The organism is Hyella patelloides LEGE 07179, from assembly GCF_900659865.1.
In the GTDB taxonomy this organism is placed as follows: Bacteria; Cyanobacteriota; Cyanobacteriia; order Cyanobacteriales; family Xenococcaceae; genus Hyella; species Hyella patelloides.
On record NZ_LR213848.1, the window covers coordinates 1 to 12726 of the forward strand.

13 protein-coding genes and 1 pseudogene are annotated in these 12726 nt (G+C 36.8%); 4 read left to right on the top strand and 10 right to left on the bottom strand.

The window, feature by feature from the left end:
• The 10 genes from H1P_RS39845 to H1P_RS14345 form a co-directional block, all read right to left on the bottom strand.
• A partial coding sequence (locus H1P_RS39845) for a type II restriction enzyme (RefSeq protein WP_425461535.1) occupies positions 1-162 on the bottom strand: 162 nt, incomplete at its 3' end.
• Positions 163-188: 26 nt separating this feature from the next.
• Positions 189-1139 carry a DNA adenine methylase gene (locus tag H1P_RS14305; RefSeq protein WP_144868247.1) on the bottom strand — a complete coding sequence of 317 codons (951 nt, stop codon included), beginning with the start codon at positions 1137-1139 and terminating at the stop codon, positions 189-191.
• 108 nt (positions 1140-1247) lie between these two features.
• Complete coding sequence (locus H1P_RS14310; protein ID WP_246141696.1) at positions 1248-2288, bottom strand: phycobilisome rod-core linker polypeptide; 1041 nt, start codon at positions 2286-2288, stop codon at positions 1248-1250.
• Between the two features lie 45 nt (positions 2289-2333).
• Entirely contained in the window at positions 2334-2642 is a 309-nt protein-coding gene (locus H1P_RS14315; protein ID WP_186375969.1) for a CpeR family transcriptional regulator, read from the bottom strand.
• A 56-nt stretch (positions 2643-2698) separates the two neighbouring features.
• The gene (locus tag H1P_RS14320) at positions 2699-3325 is read right to left on the bottom strand and encodes a chromophore lyase CpcT/CpeT (RefSeq protein ID WP_144868253.1); all 627 of its coding nucleotides are present in this window, start codon (positions 3323-3325) and stop codon (positions 2699-2701) included.
• Between the two features lie 16 nt (positions 3326-3341).
• Positions 3342-3869, bottom strand: a complete 528-nt coding sequence (locus tag H1P_RS14325) for a phycobiliprotein lyase (protein ID WP_144868255.1) — start codon at positions 3867-3869, stop codon at positions 3342-3344.
• 132 nt (positions 3870-4001) lie between these two features.
• Complete coding sequence (locus H1P_RS14330) at positions 4002-4232, bottom strand: rod-capping linker protein CpcD domain-containing protein (RefSeq protein ID WP_246141698.1); 231 nt, start codon at positions 4230-4232, stop codon at positions 4002-4004.
• 213 nt (positions 4233-4445) lie between these two features.
• Positions 4446-5210 (bottom strand): phycobilisome linker polypeptide, encoded by a 765-nt coding sequence (locus H1P_RS14335; protein ID WP_144868259.1) that lies wholly within the window; start codon positions 5208-5210, stop codon positions 4446-4448.
• A gap of 127 nt (positions 5211-5337) precedes the next feature.
• Positions 5338-6105, bottom strand: a complete 768-nt coding sequence (locus H1P_RS14340) for a phycobilisome rod-core linker polypeptide (protein ID WP_186375970.1) — start codon at positions 6103-6105, stop codon at positions 5338-5340.
• A gap of 121 nt (positions 6106-6226) precedes the next feature.
• A complete protein-coding gene (locus H1P_RS14345) occupies positions 6227-7102 on the bottom strand; it encodes a phycobilisome linker polypeptide (protein WP_144868263.1) in 876 nt (291 codons plus the stop codon).
• Positions 7103-7904: 802 nt separating this feature from the next.
• Here H1P_RS14345 and H1P_RS39850 point away from each other — a divergent pair.
• The 4 genes and pseudogenes from H1P_RS39850 to H1P_RS36085 all read left to right on the top strand — a co-directional run.
• Positions 7905-7994, top strand: a pseudogene (locus tag H1P_RS39850) (type II toxin-antitoxin system YoeB family toxin); the annotation flags it as partial.
• 18 nt (positions 7995-8012) lie between these two features.
• Positions 8013-9344, top strand: a complete 1332-nt coding sequence (locus H1P_RS14350; protein ID WP_186375966.1) for a cytochrome P450 — start codon at positions 8013-8015, stop codon at positions 9342-9344.
• A gap of 69 nt (positions 9345-9413) precedes the next feature.
• Positions 9414-10709 carry an ATP-binding protein gene (locus H1P_RS14355; RefSeq protein ID WP_144868267.1) on the top strand — a complete coding sequence of 432 codons (1296 nt, stop codon included), beginning with the start codon at positions 9414-9416 and terminating at the stop codon, positions 10707-10709.
• Between the two features lie 153 nt (positions 10710-10862).
• Positions 10863-12726, top strand: a 1864-nt coding sequence (locus H1P_RS36085; RefSeq protein ID WP_186375967.1) for a hypothetical protein, incomplete at its 3' end; no start/stop codon positions are given.

Sequence of the window (12726 nt, forward strand, 5' to 3'; positions counted from 1 at the left end):
ACAAAGTATTCTTGGTTCTTTTTCTCCAGTTTCCGTAAAATTTTGACAAGCTACTTTAATTTGTCTAGCTGTGATGTAAAAAGGTTTGTTACTAAAATCATGATTTTGTATATCATACTCTAGAAAAATTTTTTCCCAAGACTTATCAATTGCTCTACTCATAAATCAAATCAAATTTCATTCAATACCTAATAATTAGTAATCACTAACTCTGTAATTTTCCCTCTTTTACTAGCATCACTATTTACCATACGACTTGCAAAAACTTCGTTTATCTTATAATCACCATAAAGATCGTGAAAAAAATTATCTTCTAAATCTGTATTGTGAGGATTAGAATTACTCAACATAACTTTCGCTTCATAATCCTGACTTAAATGTCTATAGTATTGACTAAGTTCAATTTGATGTCGATCGCTAAAGCCAGATTTAGCATAAGAAGTAAAACTAGATGTTTTATTAATTGGTCTATAAGGAGGGTCTATATAAATAAAAGAGTTACTATCGATTAAATTATCAAAACTATTATAATTACCTGATATGAGCATGACATCTTGCAATAGTCTTGAAACTTTTACTAAATTGCTATCATCACAAATTTTAGGTTTTTTATATCTACCAAAAGGAACATTAAACTCTCCTTTTTTATTGGTTCTATATAATCCATTAAAACAAGTTTTATTAATGAAGATCAACCAGGATACTCTTTCTATAGAACATTGTGACAAATCACTATAATTAAAATCAATTCTTTTTGCATTATAATTTTGCCGAATATTATAAAATATTTTTTCTCTTTGCTCAGGATCGCTTTGATGATAATTTTGTTGTAATTCCGAGAGAAATTCAATTAAATCATCAGGATTATTTTTGATAACTTTATAAGCAAGTATTAAATCTTGATTAATATCATTTAGAAATACTTTATCTACAGAGTATTTTTGAATAATATTAAAAAATACTGCTCCTCCCCCCAGAAATATCTCAAAGTATTTATTTATTTTTCCTAATTTTAATTCTTTGGGATATAGTTTTTCAAACTGTTCTAATAACTGGGTTTTTCCTCCAGCCCATTTTAAAAAAGGTTTAGCCAAAGATGTATTAGTTTTAAGTTTGTTAGAAATTTGCAATTGACTCATCTGATGTTATTCTGACTTGCCAGGAAACTATAACACAGATGAACTATTTGTCAATTTACTTAAAAATATCATGATTAGGGTTGACACTGCCAACCCTCTAATTTAATTTTAAAAGAATACTTTACTACGCCATTTATTGAGACGAGTTTCTGCAAATGATGCTAAACGTTGAGCATCAGCAACTTTAACTTCTAAATCAGCAATAATTTGTTCTTGCGAAGATACTTGACTTGGTAAATTATTAGTAGTTAGAGAAGTACCCGCAACACCTTTAGATTGCCACTTATTAAGGCTGGCTGCGCCAATATTTGCTAAAGGACTTAATTCAGCTAATTTTTGTTTTAATTGTTGAATTTTTGCCTTTTGTTCTCTATTCTTTTGCTCTAAAGAAAATGTATCGTAACCATTTGTTCCCACCGCAGTTTTAGCAACAGTCGCTACTGGTTTATTGACCTTAAGTGCATCAGTAATTAATTTCTGAATATTAGTAATACCACCATAACTATTAGCAGTAGAGGGAGGAATAACATTACTGGGAGTATTAGTAATGATGGAACTATTTAAACGAGAATACTTGCCTTGCATCAGATTTTTATCACTACTGGATGCGCCCCTTAGTAACTGGAAAAGATGAGAAAATCCCACCACACTTTTACCAGTTTGGGTTTTATAACCACTGTAGTAAGGAACAATATTTTCTCCATACTTGTTTTGATATTCATCGCTATCAAGATAGGAATCAATATCTGCTTCATAACCATTTTGATCGAGAATTTGGCTATGAATTTGCATTTCTTCGTAACTTTCTGGCGCACGACCTAAAAAGTGTTTAAAGTTAAGCTCAATGGTACGATAACGAGGGCTATTTTCGACAAAACGAGAGCGATATAGTTCGGATTTAGCTACTTGACGGATAAACCCTCTAACGCCGATTTCTCCTTGTTTAAGTTGAGATTCTGGTACTGCTAAACGCTCACTTTCCATGACATAAGCATTGCCTAAAATCTGACGATAAATAGCCCTAATTAGAATTTCTTTCTCTTCAGGATCGGCATTGGAAAGTAATTCTAAGCGATCGCTATCTTCATAAAAACTAACTCCTAATTCTGAAGCCCTACCTATCACAGGACTAATAAAAGTATTATTCAAAATTGTTTCCTCCATTTTGTATTTAAACTGTTAACTGATTACTGACTAACAAGAACGTTCATCAAATCTAGTATAAAAACCTCCATATTTAATCCAATATTGTTTTAATTCATGGTGAGGAGTATGCAAACTGGCTTTTGCTTGATAAAGAATTACTTGACGATGATTTCCAATCCAAACCTTTCTCGTTGGTTCAACAGAAATCAAAGTACCGCCAAAACTTCTTACACATTCTTCAAATCTTTCTACTGTGGAGTATTCCAAGGTTTCAAAGATAAAAAAGTTACCCGAACAGATCAGATGTCTACTTCTGATCCAAGCTTGCATCTTTTTGCGAGCTACTGGTGGTAACATAACTGGTCTTAATCCCGATAAAATCATTTTATTTATTTTATTAATAAAAATTATGTTTAGAGGTGAGATAACGGTAATTCGTCTGCGAAACTAGCACGTTTTTCAAACTTCAAAGGACCGATCGCCGAACCCCAAACTTGTTCTCCTGTCTCAATGTCCATCCCACGATCCCAACTTATCCAAGTGTTTTCTTTAATTTCTACTTGACTAACCAGATAAGTTTCTACTCCTTTACGGTTAATTAAACATTTATTTCCAGGTTCAACCGCACCCCGAAAAAGATTTCCTTCTTGATGAAATACCATCGAACAGTTGTAACGACGAGCAATATTCTCAGGAGAAATCGTTTCTAAAATGTCTCTATTATGTCCTGCACCAGCGTAAAGCATTCCATCTTGTAAACTATAGTTTTCGATGTAAATATGGTCACCACGGTCTACTAAACGATGAATCCCTTGACGATAAGGAGTCCATAAATCGTAGTCATAGGTTTGCTCGGAATAAAACCCAATCGCTGAGAAAAATGGCCAGGGTAAGGGACGAAAAAAAACGCGGATGTGAGCGTAATCTTTGGGGTTGTCTTGAGATTGCTTGTAGTTACTAAAGTCTCCAGCCATGGCGCGAGCTAGATTAATTAGCAAGCTATTTTCTTTGAGCTTTTCGCGATCGCTAACTACTACCATCTTCAATTATTAATTATTATTTTAAAGAACGAATTTCTGAGGAAAAAGAAGCAGTTGTCACTCCTTTACCATCGCTAGTTTTGATTAGAGAGACTCGAAAACGTAAATTATCTGTTGCAAACCAAATTTTTTCTTCTGCTGTTGCGCGGTCATATTTTGTTTTTAACAAAAAAGTCCCGTCTTCTCCAATAGAGTATTCCCCTATGGATGGTATGGTTTCTGCATAGCCTTGTTCTCTGAGTAAACGACCTTTGGTTAAATTTTCAGGGTCAGGGATGGGAACTAAAATAGTAGAGCCTTCTAGAGTTTCATCTTCATCCCAGTCTGATTCTCCAGACCAACTCATTTTAAAAGGACTGTTTGCTATTTGAGGGTCAATATTATGAGCTTTGCACAATTGAATTACTCTCTCATCATCAAGAGCTAATTGTTCAATATCAATAGTTGAAGTAACCTCTTCAAAATGTCTAAATGCCAAATGATGTGCGCTACGCTGCGATCGCCACTGACCGAAAGATAACTTCACAAATTCTACGATATTCATTATTTATTAAATTTAAACTTATTAAAAAGTTTGATTCTTAATCACGATGCCAAGAGTGCGAAATTTTCAGTCCGCGTTCTTTTTATTGGGAAAAGAGCAGAGTTAAGATATTCCGCCCATCTCGAATTAATATTAGCTTTCAGATTCTTCAGCTTTTTGAGGTGGCGCAGGTAAAATGGTTACATTTACTACTTTGCCTCCCATGGGATTGATACTTTGCATGGTTTGAGACATACGGCCATAAGGTACTTTGACAGTGTAGTTACTGGTTTTCATCACATCTTGACGACATACTCCAGTCACTTCAATAACCACAGTACGGCTTTGATAATTGCTGAGGCTGGTTGCTCCAGTAGTAGACATTCCTGACACGACCGATTTCCCCTAATTTATTGGCTAATTTTTCGTTTTGAAGGAATGAAGAATCAAGATTTTCTTTGAGAAATTGCTCAAAACTAAATTCACATTTTTGTCTGACAAATTCTAGGTATATTCGGCAAAGCAAAGAGGAAATTGTTCTTCAACTACTTCTTGATTGTTTACTTTGTCTTCATTCCTTACTCCCTAATTTTTAAATTAGTTAGTTACTTCAGTAATACTGAGAATTTTGCCTCCCATTCTTTGGATATTTTGAATTTTTTGACTTAGTTGAGCGTAACCTACTTCATAAGTAAAGTTACTACGACGATAGTTATTACCACTACCCGCTTTTTGGGTAGCAATACGAAAACGTTTACCAGTGTTGCTAACATTACCGCTTCTTTTTGCTGGTGCAGTAATTTTAGAAGGTAGGTTAGAAGCCAAATCACTAATCAAACGAGCGGATTTACCACTGTCGCTAGTAGCATCGCCACGAAAGAGACTAAACGTACGGTTAAAATCAACGTTTTTACTACCTACTTGACTGCTAGTATTACGAGGGTATGGAACAGTGTTTTCCCCAAAAGCTGCGGTGTATTCAACGCTATCGATGTAATAATTAATGTCTGCTTCGTAACCCTGTTCGTTATAAATTAGAACATGACGAGAAATTTCTACCTGATCTTGGGGCGCACGTCCCAAGAAGTGTTTGCAATTTAGCTCGATAAAACGATATTGGGAAGAGTTTTCAAAAAATTGAGATTGATATAATTCTGATTGCCCTACTAAACGAACAAATCCCCGTACTGTAATGTCTCCATTGCGTAACAGGGATTCTGCGTTAACAAGACGATCGCTTTCTAAAAGATATGCGTTACCTAAAACTTGTTTGTAAACTGCACGAATGACGGTTTGTAAGTCATCTTCTGTAAAGTTGGGACGTAATTCTACTGCGTCTGTAGTTTGAACCCAAAGTGACATTGATTTTCTCCTGAATGTTTTTTAAAAGCTATTAACCGTTAGCTTGAAGGCGAACGTCTAAATTAAAAGTAAAAAATGGCTCACTACTAATTAGTTATCAATAAATAATGAACCAAGTATTACTTAGCTATGCAATTTCGGTGATGCTGACAATCGTTGCTCCAGTGCGATTAATACGCTGAATTTGGGGAGTCATGCGATCGCCTGGTACGATGTATTCTGTAGTACTCACGCGACGAGGACTATCAAATTTTGCACCTTTAACCACAATTTTGAATTTTTTCTCAGTAGCATCTTTGTATCCAGCAATGCGACCACTTGCCGTAGCACGGGTAGCAGCTACAGGACTATTAGTAGCAACACTATCTACTAGCACAGAGCTTTTAATTGCACTGTCTACTTCTGCATAACCTTTTAACAAAGATAAAGTACGGTTATAGTTAATCTGTTTCTTACCTGCTTCGGTTTTGGCACCAGTGTAGTATGGAACAATGTTTTCCCCGAATTTATCGGAATATTCTTGACTATCGATATAAGAATCAATCTCTGCTTCGTAACCCGCATTAACACAAGTTTGAATGTGGGCAGAAAGTTCTGCTTGATCCGCAGGAGCGCGTCCTAAAAGATGTTTGAAATTTAACTCTACAAAACGATAAGGAGCGCAAGATTCAAAATAGCGAGAGCGATAAAAATCAGATTTTGCTACGGCACGAACAAACTCTCTGATAGTAAGGTCGCCGTTACATAGCTGAGACTCTGCACTAAGAAGTCTTTCACTTTCCATTACATAAGGATTGCCCAGAACTTGATTGTATACAGCGCGAATGATAGCTGCTTTGTCATCGGCGGTACTGCCAGACCAAAGTTCTAAAGGTGCATCGACAACTGGCATAATCTTAATTTCTCCTGAATAAAATTGTCTTAATTTATGGATCGGGGGTTCCAGTAAAGATCGAAACATCTCCCTGTCTCCCCATCTCCTTAGATTCAATTAAGGCTAAAGAATGACCTTAAATTTAAACGGGGGTAATACTCGCAATTTTCCCGCCTTGCTTGTGAATACGCTTATATTCATCAGATAATTTGTCATAGGGAACAAGATATACTTTGTTGCTACGACGGAATTTAGAAAACTTGTTAACTGCACCCCTAGAACGATAACCAGTGACTTCAACACGGTATACTTTGCCGTTTTCCCCAGCACCTACACCTTGACGAGTACGCGCACCCAGAGTAGGTTCTTGGAAAGACCAACCATCACCAGCAGCACCGCCAGAAGGAGGAACTATAGCGATAGGTGTGCCTTGAATAATATTTTTATTTAATACAGGAGTTTTACCTGCCAAGCTTCCTTTAAAGTCGCTAGAAGATGCTCCTCTTAACATGGCAAACATATGAGTGAATTCCACCATAGTTTGACCAGGTCTGCTCTTGTAACCACGGTAATAAGGAACGAAAAACTCACCGTAAGCTTCTTGATACTCATCGCTGTCGAGATAAGAATCAATTTCTGCTTCATAACCACCATTATCTAAGATGGCACTATGAGCTTTCATTTCATCGTAACCATTAGGAGCGCGTCCCAAAAGGTGTTTGAAGTTTAACTCGATAAAACGATAACGAGGACTGGTTACAAAAAAGCGAGACATATATGCGTCAGATTTAGCAACTGCACGCACAAATTCTCTGACGCTTAAATTACCTGTTTTAAATTGAGATTCAGGAATAGTAGCTCTTTCGCTTTCCATTACATAAGCGTTGCCCAAAATTTGCTTATAAACAGCGCGAATAATGGTTTCTACTTCTTCTTCAGAACGACCTGGTACGTACTCAAGAGGCGCAGTATCCTCAAATAAGCCGACACCAAGTTCCGATGCGGGTCCAAAAGCCATTAAAGATTCTCCCTTAAGGAATAGATTTTCTTGAAATCATTGTGTTTTGATACACAAATTGCCAAGCAATGATCTTCGGGCTGTTTCTTCTACAAAATCATGCCTAAAACTATTGCTTGTTTTGACACTCCCCGCCATGAATGACGGGGATTCTTGATTCATCCCTGGATAGCTAGAGATAGAAGAGCTATCTCCCCGCCAGTGCCAGATCCACAAGCTGTCACGGTCTGCCCGACCGCCAAAATATATAAAATTAATTTCCACCCTTATAGCGAAGACCTAGCTTGATATCAATTAAGAGCTAACGCAAGGAAACAAAATATCGGTTTTGATGTTTTACTTCTCTACGCTAACCACTCTGGTTATCAATCTATTGCGATCGCTGTAGAATGTTAAGAATCAAACTACCACATAAAATATGCCAGTCTAGATCTTAATTGTTTGAGTACTGCTTATTTAAGAGTACTCGATCTTACAGGGGGATTTTGTCGTAGTGAACTGTAGTTCAGTACCGTAATTTCTTAAAGCAAGATTTTCTCATCAAACTTTACGATTAAGTTCAATATTTCTGACTTTTCGTAACACTCCGACAATTTCTTTTATACAATGCCCTCAGAACCCATATCATCAAGTTTTGTAAATCTTAACGGAGATTGGATTGTAAATCTTTTTATAATTAGCTGCGATCGCTATATTTTTATCTCATGGTCAATACAGCTTTGTCTATATAGTTGATGTCTAGAAAAAAAGCGATCGCTAATATCTACAACCCAAATCACCCTTCAGCTTAACGTACGAATATATCGTATCTGATACTTGGTCACGCTGTATCGATTTAGAACATCGTTTATTGTATAAAGTGAAAGAGAATCGAGTATATTTTCTGCAAGCTCGTTATCATTACCAAAAAATGACTAATCAAGAATTAACATCTCTTCCTTTGCCTCCTGGTGAATCTGGATTACCTTTTATTGGCGAAACCATTAGCTTTTTCACCGACCCTAATTTTAGTCAAAAACGAGTAGCTAAATATGGCAAAGTTTATCAAACAAATATCTTTGGCAATCCTACTGTTACCATGATTGGCGCAGAAGCTAATAACTTTCTATTTAGGAATGAGAACAAATATGTGGTTTCTACATGGCCCAAAAGCACCAAAATATTGTTAGGTGATTTATCTTTAGCTGTTAAAAATGGGGAGTTTCACAAGTCTCGTCGTCAACTACTTTATCAGGCATTTCAACCCAGAGCTTTAGCCAGTTATATTCCGACAATGGAAAAGATAACTGAACAGTATATTAACAATTGGTTGGAACAAAAAGAATTAATTTGGTATCCCCAAATAAGAGATTATACATTTGATATTGCCAGTAATTTATTAGTAAGTACTGATGGCGGTTCTCACACAGTTTTAGGAGAATTATTTGAAGATTGGTGTGCGGGATTATTTACTCTTCCGATAAATCTTCCTTGGACAAAGTTTGGTAAAGCATTACGTTGTCGTAAAAAGTTACTTAAATATATTGAAGAAATCGTAATCAAACGTCAACAATTAGATAACCCAGGAGAAGATGCTTTAGGATTATTAATTCAAGCAGAAGATGAAGCAGGAAATAAACTGACTACCGAAGAATTAAAAGATCAAGTACTATTATTGCTGTTTGCAGGACATGAAACCCTCACCTCTGCGATCGCATCTTTTTGTCTTTTAACTGCTCAAAATCCTGATGTAATGGCAAAATTAACGGCAGAACAAACAAAATTTGCTAATAAATCTCCTTTGACCTTGGATACTATCAAAGAGATGACTTATCTAGACCAGGTTATCAAAGAAGTTATGCGAATTATTCCTCCTGTAGGCGGAGGATTTAGAGAAGTAATTGAATCTTTTGAATTTAATGGCTATCAAATACCAAAAGGCTGGACAATCCAATATCAAATAGCACAAACTCACCAAGATAAAGATATCTATACAGAAAGTGACAGATTCGATCCCGACAGATTTTCTCCTGAAAGACAAGAGGATAAAAAAGCTAGTTTTGCTTATATCCCTTTTGGTGGTGGTTTACGAGAATGTTTGGGCAAAGAATTCGCCCGTTTAGAAATGCGTATTTTTGCCTCATTACTGTTACAAAAATGTCAATGGGAACTCTTACCCAATCAAAATTTAGAGTTAGTAACTGTGCCGACTCCCCATCCCAAAGATGGTTTAAAGGTTAAAACTCGCGCGTTCCTTCGCTGAGGAAACCTCAGCAGGGTCGCTCGTCAAATTCTCTGTTTTATAAAAAGTTATCTCTTCCCCATTATATTCATGACCAAGTTATTCGCCAGCAGCAAATACTACTTACAACAAATCGCATCCTTGTTGCTGTATCAATCTGTCTTAAAAAATCCTGTTGGCGAAGCTTATATCAAGTTATTACAAAACCTTTATTTATACAGTAGTGAGGATAGAAGCAGTCGCGTCACCGCCATAGAATGCTTACAAGTTTATAGTACTTGGTTTAAAACCCTTGCTCAAATCAACCTCTCTTGGCAAGACTATTTGATAAAACAAATTCTTCTTGACAGTAACCCCTTCAGCCAACAAGTTCAAACTACAGAAATAGAAAAGCTTCCCTCTTCCTTAATAGCTGCTGCGAAACATGACTTACAAATACTGCAAGACATCTACAACTGTAGCAATAAGAAAATAGCGCAATGGGTACAAAGCACATCTCAAGCATCCGATAATTTAATATCTTGGGAAACTACACCATCTCCTAAAACCTGTCTGCATAATCAAGATAATTGGCAAAATAGCATTTCAGAAATAGCTCATCACTATCGTCAACATGGTACAGGTATTTTCGCTCGCTACACTGCTTTAAGATGGCAAAATCAGCAATTAATCGGCATTTATCAACCCGATCCGATAAAATTATCAGAAATAGTTGGTTATGAACACCAAAAAGAAACCTTAATTAAAAATACACAGTTTCTCTTAGCTGGTTATTCCGCCCTCCATACCTTACTCTATGGTAGTCGCGGTACAGGTAAATCATCCTTAATTAAAGCCTTACGTACAGAATACAGCGATCAAGGATTACGCATTGTTGAAGTTAGTAAATCAGAACTCAACAACCTTCCTGCTATCGTCGAACAACTAAGAGAAATTCCGCAAAAATTTATTATTTTTGTCGATGACTTGTCCTTTGAAGAAGACGACGATGCCTTTAAAGCCCTTAAGGTAGTGCTAGAAGGTAATCTTACCGCTACAGCCCAAAATATCGTCGTGTATGCCACCACTAACAGAAGACATCTTATCAGAGAATACTTTAGTGATCGCCCTCGTCCTAGTGATAGTGACGAAATACACAATTGGGATACCGTACAAGAGAAACTATCATTCAGCGATCGATTTGGCTTAACCTTAACCTTTGAACCAGCCAACCAAGACACCTACTTAAAAATAATTAATCATCTCGCACAACAAGCCCAAATAAAGCTACCACAAACCGAATTAGGATTTAGAGCCAAACAATGGGCAACCCGTGGTAATGGACGTTCTGGGCGCACTGCAAGACAGTTTATCGACTATCTCCAAGCAGACATTGCAACTACCTAAAGATACTCCATCGCTGAAATTGTTAATTTTGATTTTGAAAATGGGAACTCTTTAAATAGTTTAGTATGCCAATCGACTGCAAGAGTTGAGAGGTCGTGTAATCTCTGTTCAAAAAGTTCATCTCATAATAGCAATTTATATTAAATCAGCAATATGGAATCATCTAAAGTTATAAACAAAATTCTCTTAAGTTCCTTAGCTTTTGGTGTCAGTTTCGGTGTGGGATATCTCGTTAGTGAAGGAAACATCAAGCAATCCCTAACTACTGGTGGATTAGCAGGAGTAGCTGGTTTAGCAGGAACATCCTTAGCTGGAATCAAAAAAGATGAACTTCTAGAGAATACCAACTCCCGCGAAGAACTTCAAGCACAAGAAACCGAGTTACAAAAATCTCTCAGCGATGCAACAACCAAAATGCAAGATGTAGAAAATAATATTAACTCTCTTCAAGCAGAACACAATCAGCTACTAGATGTCGTTTCCAACTTAAACAATCAGAAACAAGAATTAGAAGCAGAATCTAATAATTATCAAGACAAATTATCGGAAAAAACATCAGAATTCGAGCGAGAATTTAACACTCTAAATCAACAAAAAGCGGAAATTGACCAAGAAATAGCTATTTTAAATCAGCAAAAAGCTGAAATCTCCAGTCAGATATCTTCTCAGCAAAGTGAGTTAGACAATACTCTTACAGAAATCACTTCTGCACAAGCAAAACAAACAGAAATCAGAGAATTAATTACTAATCTAGAACAACAAAAATCAGAACTAGAACTCAGCCATAACGACTTACAGACTCAGGTTACAGAACTATCTCAACAAAAAGCACAACTGGAGCAAATAATCACTCCAGTAACTACAAACTTTACTGAAGCACCAGAAGAAAATAGTCAACTATTAGAAAAAGATAACCACAATTTAGAATCTGAAATTGACTCCACTACAACTTCCGAATCAGCACCAGAAGAAGTTGACAATCTAATCGAATCTTTAAGAGAAGATGAGCTAGCGCAACTAGAAACATCACCCGAAGCAGAATCAGAAACTACTTCAGAAGCAACATCCGCAGCATTAGGAGTAGCAGCACTGGGCGCAGCAGCAGCTTTCGCCACAGCAGCATCTTTTTCAGAAGAAGCAGAAAATACTTCCGAAGTAGAATCCGCAGATGATTTGATAGGATTAGTTGGTGACGAAGAAGCATTCTCCATTCTCAATGAAATAGAATCATCAGCCGAAGAAGAAATTCCTACTACAGAAGAAGAAGAAACCCCCATTGTCGATGAATTTACTGCTACACAAGAAATCGCAACAGCAGAAGAACCCGTAGACAACTCAATAGAATCGATCAGTGAAGAAGACGCTATTTCCGCTCTAAAAGAAATTGAAGTAGAAACTCCAATGATGGATGAGTTTCCTGCTTTCGATGATGATCCTGAAGTCGAAGAATCTGGTAATGATAATTTGATGGGATTGATGGAAGACGATGAATTGGCTTCCTTTGATGAGGAAGTCGAAGAAACTTCAATGATGGATGAGTTGGCTTCCTTTGATGATCCTGAAGTCGAAGAATCTGGTAATGATAATTTGATGGGATTGATGGAAGACGATGAGTTGGTTTCTTTTGATGATCCTGAAGTCGCTGAAGAAGAAACTCCGATGATGAATGAGTTGGTTTCCTTTGATGAGGAAGTCGAAGAAACTCCGATGATGGATGAGTTGGCTTCTTTTGATGAGGAAGTCGAAGAGACTTCGATGATGGATGAGTTGGTTTCCTTTGATGATCCTGAAGTCGCTGAAGAAGAAACTCCGATGATGAATGAGTTGGTTTCCTTTGATGAGGAAGTCGCTGAAGAAGAAACTCCGATGATGGATGAGTTGGCTTCCTTTGATGAGGAAGTCGCTGAAGAAGAAACTCCGATGATGAATGAGTTGGTTTCCTTTGATGAGGAAGTCGCTGAAGAAGAAACTCCGATGATGAATGAGTTGGTTTCCTTTGATGAGGAAGTCGCTGAAG

Coding starts and splice junctions, on each gene's coding strand:
- H1P_RS14305 (WP_144868247.1), bottom strand. CDS start 1,139: ATGAGTCAATTGCAAATTTCTAACAAACTTAAAACTAATACATCTTTG.
- H1P_RS14335 (WP_144868259.1), bottom strand. CDS start 5,210: ATGTCACTTTGGGTTCAAACTACAGACGCAGTAGAATTACGTCCCAAC.
- H1P_RS14320 (WP_144868253.1), bottom strand. CDS start 3,325: ATGGTAGTAGTTAGCGATCGCGAAAAGCTCAAAGAAAATAGCTTGCTA.
- H1P_RS14350 (WP_186375966.1), top strand. CDS start 8,013: ATGACTAATCAAGAATTAACATCTCTTCCTTTGCCTCCTGGTGAATCT.
- H1P_RS14325 (WP_144868255.1), bottom strand. CDS start 3,869: ATGAATATCGTAGAATTTGTGAAGTTATCTTTCGGTCAGTGGCGATCG.
- H1P_RS14355 (WP_144868267.1), top strand. CDS start 9,414: ATGACCAAGTTATTCGCCAGCAGCAAATACTACTTACAACAAATCGCA.
- H1P_RS14345 (WP_144868263.1), bottom strand. CDS start 7,102: ATGGCTTTTGGACCCGCATCGGAACTTGGTGTCGGCTTATTTGAGGAT.
- H1P_RS14315 (WP_186375969.1), bottom strand. CDS start 2,642: ATGTTACCACCAGTAGCTCGCAAAAAGATGCAAGCTTGGATCAGAAGT.
- H1P_RS14330 (WP_246141698.1), bottom strand. CDS start 4,232: ATGTCTACTACTGGAGCAACCAGCCTCAGCAATTATCAAAGCCGTACT.